This window comes from Methylobacterium sp. J-068 (genome assembly GCF_022829445.1).
In the GTDB taxonomy this organism is placed as follows: Bacteria; Pseudomonadota; Alphaproteobacteria; order Rhizobiales; family Beijerinckiaceae; genus Methylobacterium.
The window spans coordinates 34,920-56,351 of sequence record NZ_JAKSXY010000070.1 but is presented as its reverse complement, the minus strand read 5'-3'; the positions used below and the strand labels follow the sequence as shown (position 1 = coordinate 56,351).

General features: G+C 68.0%; 19 protein-coding genes and 1 tRNA gene. 13 read left to right on the top strand and 7 right to left on the bottom strand.

All coding sequences use genetic code 11. The annotated features are described in order from the left end of the window. The first annotated feature begins 7 nt into the window (after nt 1–7). The 6 genes from MKK54_RS10490 (at nt 8) to MKK54_RS10465 (ending at nt 5,040) form a co-directional block, all read left to right on the top strand. Nucleotides 8–84, top strand: a tRNA-His gene (locus MKK54_RS10490). A 248-nt stretch (nt 85–332) separates the two neighbouring features. Continuing rightward, complete coding sequence (locus MKK54_RS10485) at nt 333–1,529, top strand: transglycosylase SLT domain-containing protein (protein WP_244010734.1); 1,197 nt, start codon at nt 333–335, stop codon at nt 1,527–1,529. A 280-nt stretch (nt 1,530–1,809) separates the two neighbouring features. After that, nucleotides 1,810–2,316, top strand: a complete 507-nt coding sequence (locus MKK54_RS10480; RefSeq protein WP_244010810.1) for a response regulator — start codon at nt 1,810–1,812, stop codon at nt 2,314–2,316. A gap of 124 nt (nt 2,317–2,440) precedes the next feature. Further along, complete coding sequence (locus MKK54_RS10475) at nt 2,441–3,361, top strand: transglutaminase family protein (RefSeq protein WP_244010733.1); 921 nt, start codon at nt 2,441–2,443, stop codon at nt 3,359–3,361. A 75-nt stretch (nt 3,362–3,436) separates the two neighbouring features. Further along, nucleotides 3,437–4,243 (top strand): transglutaminase-like domain-containing protein, encoded by an 807-nt coding sequence (locus MKK54_RS10470; protein ID WP_244010732.1) that lies wholly within the window; start codon nt 3,437–3,439, stop codon nt 4,241–4,243. Between the two features lie 137 nt (nt 4,244–4,380). Further along, entirely contained in the window at nt 4,381–5,040 is a 660-nt protein-coding gene (locus MKK54_RS10465) for a L,D-transpeptidase (protein ID WP_244010731.1), read from the top strand. 82 nt (nt 5,041–5,122) lie between these two features. Here MKK54_RS10465 and MKK54_RS10460 read toward each other — a convergent pair whose 3' ends face one another. Both MKK54_RS10460 and MKK54_RS10455 read right to left on the bottom strand, forming a co-directional pair. Next, nucleotides 5,123–5,479 (bottom strand): hypothetical protein, encoded by a 357-nt coding sequence (locus tag MKK54_RS10460; protein WP_244010730.1) that lies wholly within the window; start codon nt 5,477–5,479, stop codon nt 5,123–5,125. A 181-nt stretch (nt 5,480–5,660) separates the two neighbouring features. Continuing rightward, the gene (locus MKK54_RS10455; RefSeq protein WP_244010729.1) at nt 5,661–6,152 is read right to left on the bottom strand and encodes a phasin; all 492 of its coding nucleotides are present in this window, start codon (nt 6,150–6,152) and stop codon (nt 5,661–5,663) included. 201 nt (nt 6,153–6,353) lie between these two features. Between MKK54_RS10455 and MKK54_RS10450 the strand changes: the two genes are divergently transcribed. The 6 genes from MKK54_RS10450 (at nt 6,354) to MKK54_RS10425 (ending at nt 15,685) form a co-directional block, all read left to right on the top strand. Next, nucleotides 6,354–9,044, top strand: coding sequence for a PAS domain-containing sensor histidine kinase (locus MKK54_RS10450; protein ID WP_244010728.1), 2,691 nt, complete (start codon nt 6,354–6,356; stop codon nt 9,042–9,044). Nucleotides 9,045–9,102: 58 nt separating this feature from the next. Further along, nucleotides 9,103–9,369 carry a hypothetical protein gene (locus tag MKK54_RS10445; protein WP_244010727.1) on the top strand — a complete coding sequence of 89 codons (267 nt, stop codon included), beginning with the start codon at nt 9,103–9,105 and terminating at the stop codon, nt 9,367–9,369. 148 nt (nt 9,370–9,517) lie between these two features. Continuing rightward, nucleotides 9,518–11,467 carry an acetate--CoA ligase gene (gene acs / locus MKK54_RS10440; protein WP_244010726.1) on the top strand — a complete coding sequence of 650 codons (1,950 nt, stop codon included), beginning with the start codon at nt 9,518–9,520 and terminating at the stop codon, nt 11,465–11,467. A 127-nt stretch (nt 11,468–11,594) separates the two neighbouring features. After that, nucleotides 11,595–11,903: a DUF485 domain-containing protein gene (locus MKK54_RS10435; protein WP_244010725.1), complete on the top strand. Its 309-nt coding sequence runs from the start codon at nt 11,595–11,597 to the stop codon at nt 11,901–11,903. Then, nucleotides 11,900–13,594 carry a cation acetate symporter gene (locus tag MKK54_RS10430; RefSeq protein ID WP_244010724.1) on the top strand — a complete coding sequence of 565 codons (1,695 nt, stop codon included), beginning with the start codon at nt 11,900–11,902 and terminating at the stop codon, nt 13,592–13,594. The genes MKK54_RS10435 and MKK54_RS10430 overlap by 4 nt, the downstream gene beginning before the upstream one ends. A gap of 381 nt (nt 13,595–13,975) precedes the next feature. Further along, on the top strand, nt 13,976–15,685 hold the full coding sequence (locus tag MKK54_RS10425; protein ID WP_244010723.1) for an MFS transporter: 1,710 nt from the start codon (nt 13,976–13,978) through the stop codon (nt 15,683–15,685). Between the two features lie 52 nt (nt 15,686–15,737). Here the strand turns inward: MKK54_RS10425 and MKK54_RS10420 are convergent, their stop codons facing one another. Then, nucleotides 15,738–17,114: a DUF2252 domain-containing protein gene (locus MKK54_RS10420; RefSeq protein ID WP_244010722.1), complete on the bottom strand. Its 1,377-nt coding sequence runs from the start codon at nt 17,112–17,114 to the stop codon at nt 15,738–15,740. A gap of 46 nt (nt 17,115–17,160) precedes the next feature. Beyond that, nucleotides 17,161–18,759: a bifunctional phosphoribosylaminoimidazolecarboxamide formyltransferase/IMP cyclohydrolase gene (gene purH, locus MKK54_RS10415; RefSeq protein WP_244010721.1), complete on the bottom strand. Its 1,599-nt coding sequence runs from the start codon at nt 18,757–18,759 to the stop codon at nt 17,161–17,163. A 468-nt stretch (nt 18,760–19,227) separates the two neighbouring features. Between purH and MKK54_RS10410 the strand changes: the two genes are divergently transcribed. Continuing rightward, entirely contained in the window at nt 19,228–19,587 is a 360-nt protein-coding gene (locus MKK54_RS10410; protein ID WP_244010720.1) for a hypothetical protein, read from the top strand. A gap of 321 nt (nt 19,588–19,908) precedes the next feature. On the opposite strand, the gene MKK54_RS10405 is transcribed toward MKK54_RS10410, so the two are convergent. The 3 genes from MKK54_RS10405 to MKK54_RS10395 form a co-directional block, all read right to left on the bottom strand. Beyond that, nucleotides 19,909–20,094 carry a hypothetical protein gene (locus MKK54_RS10405; RefSeq protein ID WP_244010719.1) on the bottom strand — a complete coding sequence of 62 codons (186 nt, stop codon included), beginning with the start codon at nt 20,092–20,094 and terminating at the stop codon, nt 19,909–19,911. A gap of 272 nt (nt 20,095–20,366) precedes the next feature. Next, entirely contained in the window at nt 20,367–20,717 is a 351-nt protein-coding gene (locus MKK54_RS10400; RefSeq protein ID WP_244010718.1) for a 4-fold beta flower protein, read from the bottom strand. A 61-nt stretch (nt 20,718–20,778) separates the two neighbouring features. Beyond that, on the bottom strand, nt 20,779–21,021 hold the full coding sequence (locus tag MKK54_RS10395) for a hypothetical protein (RefSeq protein ID WP_244010717.1): 243 nt from the start codon (nt 21,019–21,021) through the stop codon (nt 20,779–20,781). Nucleotides 21,022–21,432: the final 411 nt, after the last annotated feature.

Genomic DNA, 21,432 nt, shown 5'->3' with positions numbered 1-21,432 from the left:
CCGCAGTGCCGCTGTAGCTCAGTTGGTTAGAGCGCTTGATTGTGGATCAAGAGGTCCCCCGTTCGAGCCGGGGCAGTGGTACCATTCCGTTTCGCCGACATCGTTGAATGGATGGCGGTCCCGCGTGAGCGAGACCGCGCTCGGCGTTCGATTTGCATCCGATAGAGTCCGCGTCTGTCAATCCTCGTGCGGGCGAGATACGGCGTTGTGCGAAAAACGCTCTCGACACCGTGCCAAACTTGCCACGGGATTGCCTCAAACCGGGCCGTGTTGTCGCCACATCTGTCAAGCTAATCTCAACCCGTCGCAGGAAACGGGGTTGGAACGCGCAGATGCAGGGTCGAAACGTCGGATCATCGCGGACCGCCTTCGCCAAATCTCCCTTCTCCCAGTCTCCCCTCGCCAAGGGCCCGCTGGCATCGCGCTCCGGATCGGCCACCCTGTCGGCCTCGTCGGATGCCCTGACCCTCGGCGGCCGCGTCGGCCATGACCATGGCAGCCGCCCGGCCCTGACCCGTTCCGTGCTCTCGATGCTGCTCCTGGCCGGCGGTCTCGGCGCCGCGCTCTCCTACGGGATCGGACCGGAAGCCGGCGTCGTCCAGTCCGCCCAGGCGATGACCGAGATCACCATGCCGAAGCCGCGCATCCAGCCGGTGCCCGTGGTGCTCCAGGCCTCCGCCCCGTCCGTGCCGTCGACGCCCGCCGTGATCACGGCCTCCTCCGCCTTCGCGGCGGTCCACGACCTCGACACCGAGCTCGGCTCCAACGCGGTCGACCGGGTCTCCTACGATTACCTGCTCAACGAGAGCGCGGTCGGCGACCCGAACGACGTGCTCGAATTCGGGCCGATGAAGATCCGCCGCCACCTCGTCCAGAAGATCATCCGCGCCGCGCAGGCGGTGCAGACCGATCCCGTGCTGCTGATGGCGGTCGCCGACAAGGAATCCAGCTTCAAGACCGAGGTCCAGGCGCAGACCTCGTCGGCCACGGGCCTGTTCCAGTTCATCGAGCGGACCTGGCTCGGCGTGATCCGCGATTTCGGACCGAAATACGGTCTGGCCGCCGATGCGGCCCTGGTGGTGGCCGGCGACAACGGACGCCCGACCGTGACCGATGCCGCCGAGCGCACCCGACTGCTGGAGATGCGCCGCGACCCCTACCTCTCGGCCCTGATGGCCGGCGAGATGCTGAAGCGCGACGCCGCCCGCATCGCCCTGCGCATCGGCCGCGAACTCACCCTCGGCGAGGTCTACCTCGCCCACTTCCTCGGCCCCGACGATGCCGAGGATTTCCTCGCCAGCGTGATGGACAAGCCCAAGGCCGCCGCGGCGCAGATGCTGCCGGGCCCGGCGCGGGCCAACAAGTCGATCTTCTTCGCCGCCCAGCGCGGGCGCCGCAAGGCTGTCAGCCTGTCGGTCGCGCAGGTCCACGAGAAGTTCGAGGCCATGATGAGCACCCGGGGCGCGCGCTACCGCGACGTCCGCTCGGTGGCGGGCATCATGGCCTATGCCGACGCGGCGGTGGATTGACGCGCCGCGTCCCGCCGACACGTACGGGGCTCCGCGCGGGAAAGCGCGTGGGCCTTCGATAAAAAGCGCATGTTCGATAAAATGCGCATGGCTGACGGCCGGCGGGATGATTTCCGGCAACTGACCGTCATCTCCCGGCTTTAATGTCCGTGCGGCCCGTCGGGGGCGCGTTTCGAGTCACGGATGTCGGAGGCCTCGCTTGTCGGACACGAATGGCCCAACGCCGAAGCGATCCCCGGCCGTGCGTCCGGTGGCCCTGGCGGACACCCTCAGCCCCGGCCTGTCGCTCGACCGGATCGGGCAGGCGCTGGCGGCCTTCTACGACGACTTGATCGCCGAAGGCGTGCCCGAACACCTCGCGACCCTGGTGCGGCAGGTTCAGCCCGAGCCGGCGGCGACGCCGAAATCCGGCCGCGTCGCCCTGGTGGTGGAGGACGACGAGGCGACCCGGAACCTCGCCGAAGCCCTGCTCGGCGACACGGATCTCAGTGTGGTCGGCTGTGACAGCGCCGAGGCGGCCCTCGCCATCATGCGGGAGCGGGGCGGCGAGGTCGCGCTCGTCTTCGCGGATGTGCGGCTCGCCGGCCCGATGGATGGCCTGCAACTCGCGGCCGCCATCGCGCTGCTCTGGCCCACGGCCCGGATGGTCGTCACGTCCGGCCGGCGTGCGGAACGGCCCGCCAACCTGCCGCCCCAGGCAGTCTTCATCCCGAAGCCCTGGCGTCCGTTCGACCTCCTGGTCGAGGCCGAGCGCGCGACCACGGAGCGGCAGCCGATCGTTCCGTGAGGCGCACCGGCGCCGGTCCGGGGACGTTCCCGGCGACTTGCCTGTCCGGCGCACCTCTTGCATTCCCGTCGCTCAACGTCCGCGCCGACACGGCCGCGCCCCCGGCGTGGTGGAGCCCCTCGTCTTGCCGATCCTCTCCGTCTGCCACGTCACGATCTACCGCTACCGGCAGCCCGTGGCCTTCGGCGAGCACCGCATCCTCTTCCGGCCGCGCGACAGCTACGATCAGCGCCTCATCTCCGCGACCCTGAAGATCACGCCGGAGCCGAGTGGCCTGCGCTGGCTCCACGACGTGTTCGGCAACTGCGTCGCGGTGGCGTCCTTCACGGGGCGGGCCGCCACGCTGACCTTCGAATGTGCGATCACCCTCGACCATACGCCGGAATCCGCGCCGGTCTTCCCGATCTCGGCGCACGCGGCCTTCTACCCCTTCGGCTACAGCGCGGAGGACATCCCCGATCTCAGCCGCGCGATGGAGCGGCAATATTCCGACCCGCGCAACGAGGTCGATGCCTGGGCGCGCGGCTTCGTGCCCGCGGCGGGGCGGATCGGGACGCAGGACCTGCTGGCCGAGATGACCCGCAGCGTGCGCCGCAACTTCGCGTATCTCGCCCGCTCCGAGAAGGGCGTCCAGGACCCGGTCACGACACTGCGGCTGAAGCGCGGCAGCTGCCGCGACTTCGCGGTCCTGATGATCGAGGCCGTGCGGGCGCTGGGCATGGCGGCCCGCTTCGTCTCCGGCTACCTCTACAACCCCCGGGGCGACCGCGACCGCCACGTCGGCGGTGGCTCGACTCATGCTTGGGTGCAGGTCTACCTGCCGGGTGCGGGGTGGATCGAGTTCGATCCGACGAACGGCATCGTCGGCAATCGCGACCTGATCCGCGTCGCGGTGGCGCGCGATCCGCGACAGGCCGTGCCGCTGCACGGTTCGTTCTTCGGATTTCCCGCCGACGATCTCGGGATGACGGTGGATGTCCAGGTCGACGAAGTCGAGGCCGGCGCCGCGGGCGGCTGGGCGACGGAACCGAAACTGGTGCGTTGACGAACCGGACGCGGCCACGAGCCGCCCGGGCATGAGAACACGGCGTTCATTCCTCGACAGGATCAGGTGGTTGTCATGAAGATCAGGACTGGGTTCGACATCGCCTTCGAATCGGTTCAGCCGACGCCCATGATCCTCGCGCTCAGCGTGCATCCCTCGCGGATGCCGGACGTGTTGACCCCGCACGTGATCAGCTTCGATCCGCCGATCCCGTCCCAGGATTACCGCGACAGCTTCGACAACATCTGCACGCGCATCGTGACGCCGCCGGGCCGCCTGACCATCTCGGCGGATTTCGTGGTGCAGGATTCCGGTCAGCCCGACGCCTACGCACCCTACGCGCAGCAGATCGAGGTGCAGAACCTACCCAACGAGGTCCTCGTCTATCTTCTCGGCAGCCGTTACTGCGACACCGACAAGCTCTCCGAGACCGCATGGTCGCTGTTCGGCGGCACGCCGCTGGGCTGGGGCCGCGTGCAGGCGATCTGCGACTACGTCCATGACCGCATCCGCTTCGACTACATGTGCGCCGACGCCACGCGCACCGCCTGGGACGGGTTCATGCAGCGCCAGGGCGTCTGCCGCGATTTCGCGCATCTCGCCGTCGCGTTCTGCCGCTGCATGAACATCCCGGCCCGCTACTGCACGGGATATCTCGGCGATATCGGGATTCCGCCCGTGCCCGATCCGATGGACTTCTCGGCCTGGTTCGAGGTCTATCTCGACGGCAACTGGTACACCTTCGATGCCCGCCACAACACGCCGCGCATCGGCCGCATCGTCATGGCCCGGGGCCGGGACGCCACCGACGTCGCGATCACCACGAATTTCGGCTACGCGCACCTCGCCCGCTTCGACGTCCATACCGACGAGGTCTTCTGAGTGTCCGGACCGAGCATTCCGGCGGCACGATCCATGTCGCCGCCATGAAGATGACGAAATCGTCAAGGTCCCGTGGAACCACTGGCCCACGCCTACGCTTGTATAGCAAAGGTTACGGCATAGGTAAGGTATCCACGATGAAGACCTTGGCGACCGCCCTCGTGGGCATACTCGGTGTCTGCGCGCTCTCGACGAGCCCGGTTCTCGCAAACCCCTACGATCCGTTCGGCAGCAACGCCGGCGACGAGACCTACGGCGATCCGGCCTACGCCTATGGCCGCGCCACCGACGATCCCTACGGCTACCAGGGCACCGTCGGCCAGGGCGTCCAGGCGGCACCCCAGGCCCAGGTGGCTCCGATTCCCCGCGAGATCGTGGCCTTCAACGGCAACTACAAGCCCGGCACGGTGGTGGTCTCGACCGCCGAGCGGCGCCTGTACTTCGTGATGCCGAACGGCGAGGCCATCCGCTACGGTGTCGGCGTCGGCCGCCCGGGCTTCACCTGGTCCGGCGTCAAGACCGTCACGGCCAAGAAGGAATGGCCGTCCTGGACCCCGCCGGCCGCGATGATCGCCCGCCGCCCCGACCTGCCGCGCTACATGGCGGGCGGTGTCGAGAACCCGCTCGGCGCCCGCGCCATGTATATCGGCAACACCGAGTACCGCATCCACGGCTCCAACGAGCCGGACACGATCGGTCAGGCTGTCTCCTCGGGCTGCATCCGGATGACCAACGACGACGTCACCGACCTGTACGAGCGCGTGAAGGTCGGCGCGAAGGTCGTCGTCCTGAACTGATCCGATCCGAAATCCCCGAACACGAGAGCCGCGTCGTCCTACCGGACGGCGCGGTTTTCACGTGTCGGGGACGGACGGGCGATCAGGGAACGACGCGGCCGACGGCGGTCTGGGGCGAACTCAGCGGCGCGATCGGCATGTCGCAGAAGCAGCGCGCGCCGAGCGGGCGTGGTCCCGGCAGGGGGCAGGAATACGGCTGGAGGCCGCTGAGGCCCGACTGCACGGCATCGCAGTTGAGGCCGACGGTCCGGCGCGGGGCCGGGCGGGCGTAGCGCTCGTCCCCGTAATCCGGGCGCGGCGGCAGGCGGCGCTCGTCGTAGGCCCGGCGCGGCGGCGGACGATCGTAGCCGTCGTCGTAATATTGTGCGCTCGCGCCCTGGGCCGCGAAGAGGCCGGCCAGGAGCGTGAGGATCAGACTGATTCGCGTGACAAGTCGCATGGCATCCCGCCCTTCTCGACAGCGTCGACCGCCGCGCGGGAGGCGCGGATTCGGTGGCCGCCAGGGTTATGAGACGGGCCCGCCCGGGGCAAGCGCGGGCCCACACATGAAAACAGCCCGCTCCGCGCGACGGAACGGGCTGTCGGTTCGGGCGCCGCACGGGGCGGCGCCGACGTCCGGATCAGGAGTTCGTGGCGTTCCGCATGGCCTGCTCGGCATCGCTGCCGGCCTTGCGGGCGGCCTCGGTGCCCTGCTCCATCGCCTTGCGGGCGTGCTCGGCGCTCTCCTGCATGGCGCCCTTGGCCTTCTCGGCGCTCTGCTGGATCGCGGTCTGCGCGAGGCCGCCGAACTCCTTGGCCTGGGCCTGGATCGCGGCGAACTGGCTGCGAACGAACTCGGCCTGATGCTGCATGGCCTCCTGGAGGTCGCGCGAGCGCACCAGCTTCTGGGCGAGATCGAAGGCCGCCGTCACGTTCTGCTCGGCGAACTCGAAGCCGCGCGCGGAAACGTCGTGGGCGTTGGTGCGGGCCACCTCGGCGGAACCCTGCACGGTGTCGGCGGTGCGGCGGGCGGCGCTGATGAACGAATCGAACGCCTTGCGCGCCTGATCGACGCTCTTCTCGGCGAAATCGCGCATCTCGGCGGGAACTTCGTAGTTCGGGGTGCTGGTCATTGTCCTCTCCTCGATCAGACTTGTTGATGGCTTGTTGTGCGCTGCACAATAGCACAGGCCCAGCCCTATGCCACCCTGGTCGGGTGCATTAAGGTTGACAACAGGTAAACGCGCGTCGTCCCGCTTCATGGCTTCCGGGAAGGCCGCAACGCAGTAAAAAGGCTGTCAGGTCTCAAAAATCGTCACGCGAAACAGGTGCGGATGTTCGACAGCGGGGGTTCAGGGCCGGATCTGGAAGCCGAGGCGGCGGCCCGGTGGATGCTGCGCGCGGCCGGGACCGATTCGCCCCTCGCCGCACGCTTGTGCGATGCGGGGGCGGTGGTGCTGGTCCTCGACGCGGCCGGCGAGCGGGTGCTTCACGCCTCGGAGGCCGCGCGCGATCTGCGGCAGGCGATCGCCGGACCGGACGGTCGCCTCGTTCCCGGCTCGCGCATCGGCGAACAGATCGCGCGGACGCAATCGAGGCCGGACGCGCCGCTCCTGATGCGCCTCCACCTCGACCCCCGCCGTGTCGCGCCTCCGGCCCTGGTGACGTTGGTCCGCAGCGAGACCGAGGATGGTCGCGGCATCGTGATCCTATTGGCGACCGGTCCCCTGCCCCGGCTGCGGCGTCCGTCATCCGCGTCCGCGCCGCCGGCCACCGCGACGGCGGTGTCGGATGTCCTCCCGGCGGATACCGATGTGGCGCGCGACGCGCCGGCCGCCCCGCAGGACGTTGCTCCGGCGAGCGCCGATGCGGCGCCCATCCCGACAGCGCGCCAGCGCTTCACCTGGCGCAGCGGCGCCGACGGCACCGTGTCCGACCTGTCCCGTCCGCCCGGCGACCCCCTGCGCGAGCGCATGCTCGGCCGTTCCTGGCAGGTCTTGTCCGAGATCGGCGTGCTGCGCGACGCGGAAGGGCTGATCGCTGCCCTGTCGCAATCACGGACCTTCCGGGCAATTCCCGTGACGCTGCTCGCGGCGGACGGCACCGTGATCGAGCTCGAACTCTCGGGCTCGCCGACCGAGCGCGGCGGCCGTGAATTTCGCGGATTCGGCCAGGTCCGCGCGGTCTCGCCCCCCAAGGAAGAGACGGCGCCACCTGCGGTCACGGCATCACCGGTCGTCATCGAGGCACGACCGGGCCCGGTGGAGGCGGCCGTGCCGGTTCTGGAGGGCGTGCCGGAGCCCCTCCCCCCGGACGCGGCCGAAGCCGAATCCTCTCAAGCCGAATCCTCCGATGTCGATGTCCCCGAAGCGGCGCCCGCCGCGTCATCGATCGACGCCACCCTGTCGAGCCACGAACACGCGGCCTTCCGCGAGATCGCGCGGGCCCTCGGCGCGCGGTTCGCCGGCGACGACGGGCGCGCGGAGCCGCAGGAGCGGGGCCTGCCCTGCGCCGTCATGCCGTTTCCCGTCCCGGCGGCACGAACCCCCGATCCCGGGACGACGCTCCCCGATGCCGCGATGGTGGCGACCCTCGAGCGCCTGCCCGCCGGTGTGCTGGTCTATCGCGAGAACCGCATTCTGTTCGCCAATCGCCGCCTCCTGGACCTGACCGGTCACGCGGATGTGGAGGCCCTGGATTCGGCTGGCGGGATCGAGCGCCTGTTTCGCGGACTCCTGCCGCACGCGCGGGAATCCGGCGACACGCCCGTGGTGCTCGCCGGACGCGACGGCGGCCGCCTGTCCGCGCTGATCGAGCACTCGGTCCTCGATTGGGCGGGGCAGCCCGCCGAATTGCTGCTCGCCCGCGACGCCGAGCCGAGCGAGACCGTCCGTGCCGATGCGGCCGCCGCGATCGCGCAAGGGCTCGCGGACCGCCGCGCGGTGGACGCCCTCGGCGTCCTCGACAGCCTGGAAGACGGGATCGCGACCCTCGACGCGCAGGCCCGCATCCTGACGCTGAACCGCAGCGCCGCCGCCCTCTTCGGCCTCGACCCCCGCGAGGTGGTGGGCGCGAGCTTCCTCGGCCTGTTCGCGCACGAGAACGCCGTCGACTTGCTGGCCCGCCTGCATGCTGAGCCCGGTGCGGCGCCGCTCGCGCCCGCCCGCGTCGTCGCGCGCGCCACCGGGGCGGCCCTTCGTGTCAAGGTCCTGCCGCTCAGCGAGGATCCGCAGAACCGCCTCTGCGCCGTGATCGACGCCTCCCCCGGGAGCCGGCGCGAGGAGGAGGCGTCCGACGGGCGCCGGGTCGCCGAGGCGGCCAACCTGCAGAAGTCGGATTTCCTGGCCCAGGTCAGCCACGAGATCCGCACGCCGATCAACGGGATCCTGGGTTTCGCCGACCTGATGATCAACGAGCAGTTCGGCCCCCTCGGGTCCGAGCGCTACCGCTCCTACCTGCAGGACATCCACGCCTCCGGCACGCACGTGCTCGATCTCGTCAACGACCTGCTCGACCTCGCGCGCATCGAGGCCGGGCGCCTCGACCTGACCCTGACCGAAATCCCGCTGAACGACGTGGTCGCCCGCTGCGTCTCGCTGCTCCAGCCGCAGGCCGCGCGCGAACGGATCGTCCTGCGCACCAGCTTCTCCTCCGAACTCGCGCCGCTCATGGCCGACGAGCGCTCGGTGCGGCAGGCCGCCCTCAACGTCATCGCCAACGCCATCGCGTTCACCGAGGCCGGTGGGCAGGTTATCGTCTCGACCATGATGGCGGAGCGGGGCGAGATCGCCCTGCGCGTCCGCGACACGGGCATCGGCATGACCGCCGACGAGGTCGAGGTGGCGCTCCAGCCCTTCCGTCAGGTGCGGCCCGTGGGCCCGCGCAAGGGAACGGGCCTCGGCCTGCCGCTGACCAAGGCCCTGGTCGAGGCCAATCACGGCCGGTTCCGCATCAGCAGCCGCAAGGACGACGGGACCCTGGTGGAGATGCTGTTTCCGGTGGATGCCGCGACCCGGCGGGCCTGAGCGCGCCGCGCAACCCCGGGGCTGAGCCTGCGTTGGATCTCAAAGTCAGGAGATCCCGATGCGCACCCAGATCTTGATCGCCGCCGCCCTGATGGTCCCCTTCGTCGTGCTGCCTTCGGCCGCCCGGGCGCAGGAAGCCGGAACCCTCTCCGGCGAGCGCAATCTCGGCTCCGCCGGCCAGTTCCGCAACATCACCGCGACGGGTGTCACGAAGCCGCCGGGCGGGGGTGGCGCCGCGTCCGAACAGCGCCCCGCCGAGGCCTCGCGCCGGCAGCAGACGCTCGACCGCAAGATCGAGACGGGGATCTGCATCGGCTGCAACTGACGCCGCGCGAAGACAGAATCCCTGGTCTATCCGGAAACTTGCCGGGTCGGAGCTTGCAGCGGGTATGTCCTTGTGCCTATGACGGTATTTGGAAGACCCGGCTGCGTGAACAGTCACGATACGATCGGGCACCGACAGGGAAAGCGCGATGGACGAGAAGGTGGTGGAAGTCCGTTCGACGTGGAGCGGCGGTGCTCACGTCGACGACACCAAGTATCAGGCCATGTACCGTGCTTCCGTAGACGATCCGGAAGCTTTCTGGGGCGAACACGGCAAGCGCATCGATTGGATGACGCCCTTCACCCGGGTGAAGGACACCAGCTTCGAGCCGGGCCGCATCGCGATCAAATGGTTCGAGGACGGCCGCACGAACGTCGCCCATAACTGCATCGACCGGCACCTCGCGACCCGGGGCGATCAGGTCGCGATCATCTGGGAAGGCGACGACCCGAACGAGTCCAAGCACATCACCTACCGCCAGCTTCATTCCGAAGTCGGCCGGATGGCCAACGTCCTGCGCAATCGCGGCGTCTCGAAGGGCGATCGGGTCACGATCTACCTGCCGATGATCCCCGAGGCCGCCTACGCGATGCTCGCCTGCGCGCGCCTCGGCGCCATCCACTCCATCGTCTTCGGCGGCTTCTCGCCGGATTCTCTGGCCGGCCGCATCGAGGGCTGTGCCTCGAAGATGGTCATCACCGCCGACGAGGGCCTGCGGGGTGGCCGCAAGGTTCCGCTGAAGGCGAATGTCGACGCGGCGATCGCGCGCCTTCCGAAGGACAGCGTCGACCACGTCGTCGTGGTGCGCCGCACCGGCTCGTCGATCGCCATGGAGGCCGGCCGCGACGTCTATTACGACGAGGCCGCCGCGCAGGTGACGGACGAGTGCCCCGCCGAGCCGGTCGAGGCCGAGCACCCGCTCTTCATCCTCTACACCTCGGGCTCCACCGGCCAGCCGAAGGGCGTGGTCCACACCACCGGCGGCTACCTCGTCTACGCCTCGATGACGCATCAATACGTCTTCGATTACCGCGAGGGCGAGGTCTACTGGTGCACGGCCGATGTCGGCTGGGTCACGGGGCACAGCTACATCGTCTACGGTCCGCTCGCCAACGGCGCCACCACGCTGATGTTCGAGGGCATCCCGACCTACCCGTCGAACTCCCGCTTCTGGGACGTGGTCGACAAGCACAAGGTCAACATCTTCTACACCGCGCCGACCGCGATCCGCTCCCTGATGGGCGGCGGCGAGGGCCCGGTGAAGAAGACCTCGCGGGCGTCCTTGCGCGTGCTCGGCTCCGTGGGCGAGCCGATCAACCCGGAGGCCTGGGACTGGTACTACAAGGTCGTCGGCGACTCCCGCTGCCCCATCGTGGACACCTGGTGGCAGACCGAGACCGGCGGCATCCTCATCACCCCGCTGCCGGGCGCCACGAAGCTGAAGCCCGGCTCGGCCACACGTCCGTTCTTCGGCGTGCAGCCCATTGTGGTCGATGCCGAGGGCAAGACCCTCGAGGGGCCGTGCGAGGGCAACCTCTGCATCAAGGATTCCTGGCCCGGCCAGATGCGCACGGTCTACGGCGACCACGAGCGCTTCGAGCAGACCTACTTCTCGACCTATCCGGGCAACTACTTCACCGGTGACGGCTGCCGCCGCGACGCGGACGGCTATTACTGGATCACCGGCCGCGTCGACGACGTCATCAACGTCTCGGGCCACCGCATGGGCACGGCGGAGGTGGAATCCTCCCTCGTAGCGCATCCGAAGGTCTCCGAGGCCGCCGTCGTCGGCTACCCGCACAACCTCAAGGGCCAGGGCATCTATGCCTACGTCACCCTGATGGAGGGCGAGGAGGGCTCGGACGACCTGCGCAAGGAACTCGTGACCTGGGTCCGCAAGGATATCGGGCCGATCGCCTCGCCGGATCTGATCCAGTTCGCGCCGGGACTGCCCAAGACCCGCTCGGGCAAGATCATGCGCCGCATCCTGCGCAAGATCGCCGAGGACGAGTTCTCGTCCCTCGGTGACACCTCCACCCTCGCCGAGCCGGCGGTGGTCGACGACCTGATCGAGAATCGCCAGAACCGGACGCACTGAACGACGCCGGATTCGCCGATCGCGCAAGCATCCAGACGGATGTCCGCGCGCGCTCACGCCTACATCCAAGCTTCATCGGAACAGGAGGCCGGTCCCGACAGGGACCGGCGCCTCGGGAGGTCATGTCATGTCTGATATCGAGACTGCGCGCATCGCGCAGAACCCGCGCTTCCAGGAGCTCGTGCACGAACGCACGCGGTTCGGCTGGACGCTCACCATCATCATGCTGCTGATCTATTTCGGCTTCATCGGGCTGATCGCCTTCGACAAGGCGCTGCTCGCGGTGAAGATCGGGGGCGGCACCGCGTCCCTCGGCCTCGTCCTCGGCGTCACCGTGATCGTGCTCGCCTTCATCCTCACCGGCATCTACGTCCGGCGCGCCAACGGCCGCTTCGACGACCTGACCGCCGCGCTCAAGCGGGATCTCGGCCGATGATCAGCCTGCGCCACCCCATCGTCCTCGGCACCGCGCTCGCGGCGCTCGCCGCAACGGCGGCCTACGCGGCCGGCCCCGACCTCGGCGCCGTCAAGCAATCCGCGACGAACTGGCCGGCCATCGGCATGTTCGCGTTCTTCGTGCTCTTCACCCTCGGCATCACCTACAAGGCCGCCAAGGGCACCAAGTCGGCGGCCGATTTCTACGCCGCGGGCGGCGGCATCTCGGCGGGCACCAACTCACTGGCCATCGCGGGCGACTACATGTCCGCCGCCTCGTTCCTCGGCATCTCGGGCCTCGTCTACACCTCCGGCTTCGACGGCCTGATCTACTCCACCGGCTTCCTCGTCGGCTGGCCGATCGTGCTGTTCCTCATCGCCGAGCGGCTGCGCAACCTCGGCAAGTTCACCTTCGCGGACGTGGCGAGCTTCCGTCTCGACCAGACCTCCATCCGCATCATCTCGGCCACCGGCACCCTGGTGGTCGTGGCGTTCTACCTGATCGCCCAGATGGTCGGCGCGGGTAAGCTGATCCAGCTCCTGTTCGGCCTGCCCTACCTCTACGCGGTGGTCATCGTCGGCGTGCTGATGATCGTCTACGTGGCCTTCGGCGGCATGAAGGCGACCACCTGGGTCCAGGTGATCAAGGCCTGCCTGCTCCTCGGCGGCGCGACCTTCATGGCCGGCGCGGTGCTCTACCGGTACGGCTTCAACCCCGAGACGCTGTTTGCCGCCGCCGTCGCCACCCACCCCAAGGGTGACGCGATCATGGCGCCGGGCGGCCTCGTAAGCAATCCGATCGAGGCGATCTCGCTCGGCGTCGGCCTGATGTTCGGCACCGCCGGCCTGCCGCATATCCTGATGCGCTTCTTCACGGTGTCGGACGCCCAGGCCGCCCGCAAGTCGGTGTTCTACGCCACCGGCCTGATCGGCTATTTCTACATCCTCACCTTCATCATCGGCTTCGGCGGCATCGCGCTGCTGATGTCGGACCCGGCCTATTTCAACCTCGATGCGGCCGGCGCCTTCGACAAGCTCAAGGGCATGATCGGCGGCACCAACATGGTGGCGGTGAACCTCGCCAACGCGGTCGGCGGCCCCTACTTCCTGGGCTTCATCTCAGCCGTGGCCTTCGCGACCATCCTGGCGGTGGTGGCGGGCCTGACGCTGGCCGGCGCCTCGGCGGTCAGTCACGACCTCTACGCCCAGGTGATCGCCCGCGGACGCACCAACGAAGCGGCGGAGGTCCGGCTCTCCAAGATCGCCGCCGTCGTCATCGGCATCGTGGCGATCTATCTCGGCTACGTCTTCGAGAACCAGAACGTCGCCTTCATGGTCGGCCTCGCCTTCTCGGTGGCGGCGAGCTGCAACTTCCCGGTCCTGACCATGTCCATCCTGTGGAGGGGCACCACGACCTGGGGCGCGCTCATCGGTGGCCTCGTCGGGTTGATCGCGGCGGTCGGCATGGTGGTCCTGTCGAAGGCCGTCTGGGTGACGACCTTCGGCAACCCGGTGGCGATCTTCCCCTACGACAACCCGGCTTTGTTCTCGATGCCGCTGGCCTTCCTGACGATCTTCGTCGTCTCGAAGCTCGACAACACCCGCCGGGCCAAGGCCGAGCGGGCCCTGTTCGACGCGCAGTTCGTGCGCTCCGAGACCGGCATCGGCGCCGACGGAGCCCACGCGCACTGAGACTTTCGCGTCAGCGAAGTTCTGGAAGCGACGGGCGCGGCGCGAGCCGCGCCCGTCCTCGTTTCGAGGCCGGGTTTTAATCCGTGCCTCGCTCAAAAAATACTTGGGCGATGGTTGAAAAATATCTGAATTCGGTAGTTTGATCGCGCCTTTCGCTATTGGGCGAAATCAAGGCCTCGCTTAACGTTTCTCCGGCGTATCCAGCATGGTTCGGATCGGCGGCGCGGGAGGTTCGTCTCTCCGTCGGCCGGCGACGGGTTGGCACACGCGAAGTTGGTCCAACAGTCACGGGCGGCCTACGCCCGGGCATGAACGAATCCGGAGAAACGTCCCATGGTTGCGTCGAGCGCGATCCCCGTTCCTGATACGGCCACGAGGCCAATGAGCCCGGGCGAGAAGAAGGTCATCCTCGCCTCGTCCCTCGGTACCGTCTTCGAATGGTACGATTTCTACCTCTACGGATCGCTCGCGACGATCATCGGCGCGCAGTTCTTCTCGGCCTATCCGGAAGCGACCCGCAACATCTTCGCCCTGCTCGCCTTCGCGGCGGGCTTCCTGGTCCGGCCCTTCGGCGCCCTGGTCTTCGGGCGGCTCGGCGACATGGTCGGGCGCAAGCACACCTTCCTCATCACCATCCTGATCATGGGCATCTCGACCTTCTGCGTCGGCCTGCTGCCCTCCTACGACACGCTGAACGGCTACGGCATCGGCTGGGCCGCCCCGGTGATCCTGCTGGCCCTGCGCATGCTCCAGGGCCTCGCGCTCGGCGGCGAGTACGGGGGGGCCGCGGTCTACGTGGCCGAGCACGCGCCGCGCGGCCGGCGCGGGTTCTACACCGCGTTCATCCAGACCACGGCCACGCTCGGCCTGCTGCTCTCGCTGGTCATCATCCTGTCGACGCAGGGCTACGTGAACGGCGCCTACGCCCCCACCGTGACCACCGCCGCCGACGGCACCCAGACCACCATCACGGCCTTCCAGGCCTGGGGCTGGCGCATTCCGTTCCTCGTTTCCTGCGTGCTCCTGGGCATCTCCGTCTGGATCCGCCTGCAGATGAACGAGAGCCCGGCCTTCAAGAAGATGAAGGAAGAGGGCACGCACTCGAAGGCGCCGCTCTCGGAGGCCTTCGGCCAGTGGCGCAACGCCAAGTGGGCGCTGCTCGCGCTCCTCGGCCTCACCGCCGGTCAGGCCGTGGTCTGGTATGCGGGTCAGTTCTACGCCCTGTTCTTCCTCCAGAGCATCCTGAAGGTCGACCAGTTCACCGCCAACGTGCTGATCGCCTGGTCGCTGCTGCTGGCCACCGGCGGGTTCCTGTTCTTCGGCGCGCTCTCCGACAAGATCGGGCGCAAGCCGGTCATCCTCGGCGGCTGCCTGATCGCGGCACTCACCTACTTCCCGCTGTTCGAGCAACTCACCGCCAACGCCAACCCGGCCCTCTACCAGGCCCAGTCCACGGTGCCGGTGGTGGTCAAGACGAACCCGGCCTCCTGCTCGTTCCAGTTCAATCCGGTGGGAACGGCCAAGTTCACCGAGCAGTGCGACGTCGCCAAGGCGCTGCTGGCCCGGAGCGCGGTGAACTACAGCACCGAGGCGGTCGCGGCCGGCTCGCCCACCATCGTGACCATCGCGGGCAAGGACTTCCCCGTGGCCGACCCGACCTTCGCCAAGGCGGTGCCGGCCGCCCTGACGGCCGCCGGCTACCCGGCCCCCGCCGGCAACGCCACCATCGTCAAGGCGAGCAACCCGATCGACATCTTCACCGGCCAGAAGCTCATCGTCATCGGCATCCTGACGATCCTCGTCCTCTACGTGACGATGGTCTACGGCCCGATCGCGGCGGCCCTGGTCGAGCTGTTCCCGACCCGTATCCGCTACACCTCGATGTCCCTGCCCTACCATATCGGCAACGGCTGGTTCGGCGGCCTCCTGCCGGCCACCTCCTTCGCCATCGTGGCCCAGACCGGCAACATCTATAACGGCCTGTGGTACCCGATCGCGATCGCCACGATGACCTTCGTCATCGGCCTCCTGTTCATCCCGGAGACCAAGGATCGCGACATCTTCACCTACGACGAGAACCCGGTTCGCTGAGACCGGGTGCTCGGAGGGAAGGGCCCCGCCATACGGCGGGGCCCTTCTCGTTTCAGGCCGCCCCGCTCTCGGGGTCCGTCTGGTAATCGAGTTGCAGCAGGGCGTGGTCGCTGATGCTCTGGCGGGCATAGGTCATCGCGAAATCCGCGATCGCCTCGTCGAAGGCCGAGCCCTTGCCGAGATAGCCGGCGATCATGACCGCATCGCCCGAGCGGGCATGGGCACGGGCGAGCGTGGTGCCGCAGAGCTGCGCATAGGCCTTGGCGCCGCTCTCGGACAGGATCTCGCCGACCGCCGAGAGCTTCCGGTTCTTCAACTGGCGCACGTAGTAGGAGCGCCCGCTCGCCTCGGAGAACGTGGTGCCCAGGAAGGGATCGCTCGCCGCCTGCATGATCCGCTGGCCGTCGATCACCCGCTGCCCCTCGGACAGGACCGAGAACGGGTGGAGCGCGAGCTGGCCGATGACGGAGGGACGGGCCTCCTTGATCTGCAGGAACAGCGGCGCGCCGTCCGCGTCGGCGTAGATTCCGACCGCGCAGACGAGGCCGACCGAGCCGATCCCCACCACCTTGAAGGCGACGTCGCGCTGGGCGTAGTGCGAGACCAGGGTCCAGCGGTCGGCGGTGAGGCTCTGCGGATAGGCCAGCAGGGCCGCTTCGGCGTCCCGCACGGCCTCGGTCAGCCCGTCCGGCCCCTCGTGGAAGATCGTCGGTGCCTTGTCGGCGATGCGCCAGGCCTCCGGGTCGGTGTGGTCGGGCGAGACGGCGAGCTTCGGGGCGTCGCCCCGGCTCAACCCGTCCTCGTTCTCGGCCGTCGCCTCGGCGAGCAGGCGCCGGCACAGGTCGCCGTCGCCCAGGCGCCCGACCTCGTGGTCGAGGTCGATGCGGCTGTGCCAGATCGCCAGGGGTGACAGGTTCGCCAGCTCGCGCATGTGCTCGCGATAGGCGCGGGCGCTGGCCTTCGCGGCACGGCGCGCCTTGTCCTCGCCGCGCGGGAGGGCGGCCAGGGCCACGCTGGCGGCGAGGCGCTTCACGTCGACGGTGAAATCGACGTTCCACAGGGTCTCGTCGAAGTCGTTGATGTCGAACAGGGTCTGCCCTTCGGGGCTGCGGTACACGCCGAAATTGCCGATGTGGCAGTCGCCGCAGGCCTGGACCGGGATGCCCGGAACGGGGGCGCCTTCGAGATCGGCGGCCATCACGGCGGCCGAGCCCCGCAGGAACGCGAAGGCGTTCTCGCGCATGCGCGCGTAGCGCAAGGGGACGAGGGGGCCGAGCCGGCCGGAATCGCCGGCCCGCAGGATCGCCAGCGGATCGCGCCGCGGGCCGGGCTCCCAGCGGCCGAGGGATTCGCGCGTCACCCGCTCGCGCAGGCGTTTGCCGGCGGCGCGGCGCGCGGCGCGGCTGGTCGGATTCGGCGTGTCGGTCATGCGGCAATCGTCCTGTCGCTGCGGCGGGCGATGATGCCCGGCCGCGTCAGTGCCGGAAGTGGCGGTGCCCGGTGAAGACCATGGCGAGGCCGGCCTCGTCGGCGGCCTTGATCACGTCGGCGTCCCGCATGGAGCCGCCGGGCTGGATCACGGCCGTGGCGCCCGCTTCCGCCGCCGCGATCAGCCCGTCCGCGAAGGGGAAGAAGGCGTCGGAGGCTACCACGGAGCCCTTCGCGAGGCTCTCGGCCGCGCCGATGCGCCGGGCGCCCTCGGCCGCCTTCCAGGCGGCGATGCGCGAAGAATCCACCCGCGACATCTGCCCGGCGCCGATGCCCACCGTCGCGCCGTCGCGCGCATACACGATGGCGTTCGACTTCACGTGCTTGGCCACCCGGTAGGCGAAGCGCAGGTCGGCGTATTCGCGCTCGCTCGGCGCCCGCCTCGTCACGACCTGGAGCGGCATGTCGTCGACCACGGCCGCGTCGCGCGCCTGCACGAGGAGGCCGCCCGCGAGCGTCTTCACGGTCTCGCCGGCCCCGCGCGGGTCGGGCAGGCCGTCGGCGAGCAGAAGGCGCAGGTTCTTCTTGGCGGCCACGATCGCGATCGCCTCCTCGGTGGCGTCCGGGGCGATGATGACCTCCGTGAAGATCTCGACGATCCGCCGCGCGGCCTCGGCGTCCAGGGTTCGGTTGAGGGCGACGATGCCGCCGAAGGCCGAGGTCGGATCGCAGGCGAGCGCCCGCTCGTAGGCCTCGGCGAGGCTCGCGCCCTCCGAGACGCCACACGGGTTGGCGTGCTTGATGATCGCCACCGCCGCCGCGCGGGTCGGGTCGAACTCGGCCACGCACTCGTAGGCCGCGTCGGTGTCGTTGAGGTTGTTGTAGGACAGCTCCTTGCCCTGGAGCTGGCGCGCCGTGGCCACGCCTGGCCGGGGCGCACCGGGCAGGCGATAGAAGGCGGCCGCCTGGTGCGGGTTCTCGCCGTAGCGGAGCGACTGGGCGAGGCTGCCGCCGAAGGCGCGGTAAGCGGGGGCCGGATCGGGCTCGATCTGGCCGGCGAGCCAGTTCGCGATGGCCGCGTCGTAGGCGGCGGTGCGCGCATAGGCCTTCTGCGCGAGGCGGCGGCGGGTGCGCTCGTTCAAGGAGCCGCCCTGCGCCTCGAGTTCGCTCAAGAGCGCGCCGTAATCGGCCACATCCACCACCACGGCGACGTCGGCATGGTTCTTCGAGGCGGCGCGGATCATGGCCGGGCCGCCGATGTCGATGTTCTCGACGCACGCCTCGTATCCGGCGCCCTGCGCCACGGTGGCCTCGAAGGGGTAGAGGTTGACGACGAGGAGATCAATCGCCCGGATGCCGTGGGCGGCGAGCGCCGCCTGATGCTCCGGGTTGTCGCGCACCGCGAGCAGGCCCCCGTGAACGCCCGGATGGAGCGTCTTCACCCGCCCGTCCATCATCTCGGGGAAGCCGGTCAGTTCGGTGACCTCGGTGACCGGGAGGCCGGCGGCGCGCAGGGCCTTGTGGGTGCCCCCGGTGGAGACGAGCGCGATGCCGAGCCGATCGAGGGCGGTGGCGAATTCGACGAGGCCGGCCTTGTCCGAGACGGAGAGGAGTGCGCGGGCGACCCGCACCTGGTCATGCGACATGGCTGTTCGTCCGAAGGCAAGCGACGAGGAAACTGGAGCCGCGCCTACCATGGAAGTGTGCGCTGCGGCCAGATGGGCCGCCGGCCGGTTGTGTCTCGGTTTTTGATCCAGGCGGACGGTCCGCGGCGGGCGGCAAGCGGACATTGGCCTGCCGATCCGAAGCGGACGTTTCGTCTACGGCCCAAACCGCCCGTTCAGACTTTTGGGCCCGATGCCTGAAAGCGGACTTTGGGAAGAGCTCAGCCGTCCTCGCCCATCTCAAGCTGAAAGCCCCTTCAGCCTCTCATCTGCACCGATACGGACCTCGTTGCCCTGGCGGTCAGGATGGGGATGACGAGGGCCGAGCCCGCGCGGCAACGCGCACATTCGGCGAGTCGACACGCGGGCGACGCAGCGCAGTCGCTCACACTTGGTTAACCATCGCCTGACCAAGCTGCCTTTTACCGAGAGGCAGGTGTCATCGTGATCATGGATCGTCCGATCTACCTGGAGGCCGAGGGCTGCCCGGTCTCACTCGATCTGCTCGGTCGCGTGTATCGCGCCGATGCGGAAAAGTTACTGATCCTGATCGCCGATATTCCCGAGAAAGTACGGGCTCGCCTCGCGGCCTACCTGTATGGTCGGAGCCACACACACGAACTGGGCCTGAAGGTGGGAGCGACCTGTACGATGGCGGCCCTATCGGGCGTGGAAGGCCCTCTCGGGGCAGCCATTTATGCGCAATCGCGCCAGACCTATGCCCGACCGACCCATGGCGAAACCCGGCCGACCTTCGCGCGGAAAGTCAGCCTCGCGGGTTCCCTCATGAAAGGCGATTCCAACGCATGAGATCGCAAGGCGCACCCCGTCGGGTTGCCCCGTGAGACGGTTGCGCCTCGCTACCGCGCGTTCTGCCAAGTCGCAGTCACAGCCCGAAGGGCTGTGTCGCCGGCGGCCTCGGAGGCTCCTTCAGAGCCGAAGGACCGGAGTGACCGTTGCACCACCTCCTTGTCCTTCCAGATCGTCCAGTCGAACCGACCGGGCTCCGTAGCGGACGGTGTGATCCGCAGGGAATGAGGATTGGGAGTGAAGATGATCATCGGTTTTATATGGGAATGCGCGGGAGCATTTCACGCCGCAGGGCGATAAATCGACTCCGGCGAGGTCGGATCAACCGTTTTTGTCCGCCTTTTCCTTGGCAATTCGAAGAGCCTTGAGGCGCACGGTCTTGTCTTCGGTGGCTTGCCGCGTCGCATCGTAATCCGCGCGTGCCTCGCCCCCAGCGCGGGCTTTCTCCAAATGCTTTGCAGATTTCGTTTCGCGCCGATCCTGGGCGCCGCTGTCATCACTCGCCATAAAAATTAGCAACCTGCCATAACGTGGACATCCAACGTCCCTCCTTGCTCGATGCGCGTGTGAGTGTTTTAGCCTGTCGAAGCGAGAGGGGCCGCTTTCGATGGTCGGTGATGAGAGCCGGCTATCACCCGTACCGGGCCACGCGTTCTTACCCGCCAGCATCCCTTGGGCTTGCGACTGGAATATCTCGCGACCCTACTTCGACAAAGCGGCATTCGATTCGGGTACGGATCAGCGGCGACACTTGGATGTCGCGAACATCTGATGTCCCCTCAGATCAGGTCGGAGAACACGCGATCCGACCACGTCTTGAGATTGGCCCGGCTTTCCGGCGTCGGAAGCAGGTCTCCGCGCGCTGGCTTCGTCCCTCTCGGCCCCGGCGTCGTTTTGGTCAGGCGTTTCGGTTTTTGCGGTCCACCAATGGCATCGCGCTCGAACAGGAGACACTCTCCGCTCTCGTCCGAGATCCAGCCCCGATCCGCCCAGCCGATGAAGCGACCGTCATAGGCATAGACTTTGTCATCGTGGATAAAGGCCGCGGCTTTGCCGTTCCAGAGATAGAGGGAGTGGCCATCATGGCAGAAGGCGGCTTCTCGCCCGGCTTGGTCAAAGAACTCGATCATGGCCGGTGCGATCTCTTGGTTGTTGCATCAGGTTCGGAGCGTACTGCCCAGATGGACAGCCCTAATCCCAGTCCCGGCTGTCAAGCGTGCAGGCGCCATTGGTGAGGCTTGCAATGGCGGACATGGCCTCGTTGAGGGTCGGATGTCGCCGTTTTACGCCTTTGAGCAGGCCCAACGCGTCGGGCTGAATCTGAAAGTCGCTGGCGTTTTTGAGCTTGGTGATGCTGCCGAGGTTCCGCCCAAGGCGGTCTTTCAAGGTCCACTTACCGCCGTGAGGTCCTTCAGAAGTGAGAACGACATCCATAGCGGTCAAACCTTCGACGAAGAATGAGCAGTCTCATATCACAGTTCCAGCTTTCTGCCCAAAAATCTTATGTTTATCTCATGGGTTCAAGGCATGCACTGGGACGAGGCCTGCTTGCGGAGACGGATATGGCGCGTTCGACTTGGAGCCGAGAGCCCTATGACACCGCGAAGGTGGTGAGGGGTTGCCCCAGGGCGACGACCCAAGCCCCGACATGACTACGAGCGCCTTTCCGCACTATGCTCGAGGTTCCTCGGTGCTCAGGTGACATGATTCTTCCGTGACCTCCCGCTCCGCATCGATTGCAATGCGGAAAGGGGGAGCCAGCGAACCCTTACTGTCGATGCGTGGGCGTCTTCGTCGACGCGTCCCGGACCCAGGTGGAGGCCAAAGGCCTATGAGCCTTCGGCA

Bases quoted from the DNA above. Each gene is read 5' to 3' on its own strand.
- MKK54_RS10485 (WP_244010734.1), top strand. From the start codon at position 333: ATGCAGGGTCGAAACGTCGGATCATCGCGGACCGCCTTCGCCAAATCT.
- MKK54_RS10470 (WP_244010732.1), top strand. From the start codon at position 3,437: ATGAAGATCAGGACTGGGTTCGACATCGCCTTCGAATCGGTTCAGCCG.
- MKK54_RS10465 (WP_244010731.1), top strand. From the start codon at position 4,381: ATGAAGACCTTGGCGACCGCCCTCGTGGGCATACTCGGTGTCTGCGCG.
- MKK54_RS10460 (WP_244010730.1), bottom strand. From the start codon at position 5,479: ATGCGACTTGTCACGCGAATCAGTCTGATCCTCACGCTCCTGGCCGGC.
- MKK54_RS10455 (WP_244010729.1), bottom strand. From the start codon at position 6,152: ATGACCAGCACCCCGAACTACGAAGTTCCCGCCGAGATGCGCGATTTC.
- MKK54_RS10450 (WP_244010728.1), top strand. From the start codon at position 6,354: ATGTTCGACAGCGGGGGTTCAGGGCCGGATCTGGAAGCCGAGGCGGCG.
- MKK54_RS10445 (WP_244010727.1), top strand. From the start codon at position 9,103: ATGCGCACCCAGATCTTGATCGCCGCCGCCCTGATGGTCCCCTTCGTC.
- acs (WP_244010726.1), top strand. From the start codon at position 9,518: ATGGACGAGAAGGTGGTGGAAGTCCGTTCGACGTGGAGCGGCGGTGCT.
- MKK54_RS10435 (WP_244010725.1), top strand. From the start codon at position 11,595: ATGTCTGATATCGAGACTGCGCGCATCGCGCAGAACCCGCGCTTCCAG.
- MKK54_RS10430 (WP_244010724.1), top strand. From the start codon at position 11,900: ATGATCAGCCTGCGCCACCCCATCGTCCTCGGCACCGCGCTCGCGGCG.
- MKK54_RS10425 (WP_244010723.1), top strand. From the start codon at position 13,976: ATGAGCCCGGGCGAGAAGAAGGTCATCCTCGCCTCGTCCCTCGGTACC.
- MKK54_RS10420 (WP_244010722.1), bottom strand. From the start codon at position 17,114: ATGACCGACACGCCGAATCCGACCAGCCGCGCCGCGCGCCGCGCCGCC.
- purH (WP_244010721.1), bottom strand. From the start codon at position 18,759: ATGTCGCATGACCAGGTGCGGGTCGCCCGCGCACTCCTCTCCGTCTCG.
- MKK54_RS10410 (WP_244010720.1), top strand. From the start codon at position 19,228: ATGGATCGTCCGATCTACCTGGAGGCCGAGGGCTGCCCGGTCTCACTC.
- MKK54_RS10405 (WP_244010719.1), bottom strand. From the start codon at position 20,094: ATGGCGAGTGATGACAGCGGCGCCCAGGATCGGCGCGAAACGAAATCT.
- MKK54_RS10400 (WP_244010718.1), bottom strand. From the start codon at position 20,717: ATGATCGAGTTCTTTGACCAAGCCGGGCGAGAAGCCGCCTTCTGCCAT.
- MKK54_RS10395 (WP_244010717.1), bottom strand. From the start codon at position 21,021: ATGGATGTCGTTCTCACTTCTGAAGGACCTCACGGCGGTAAGTGGACC.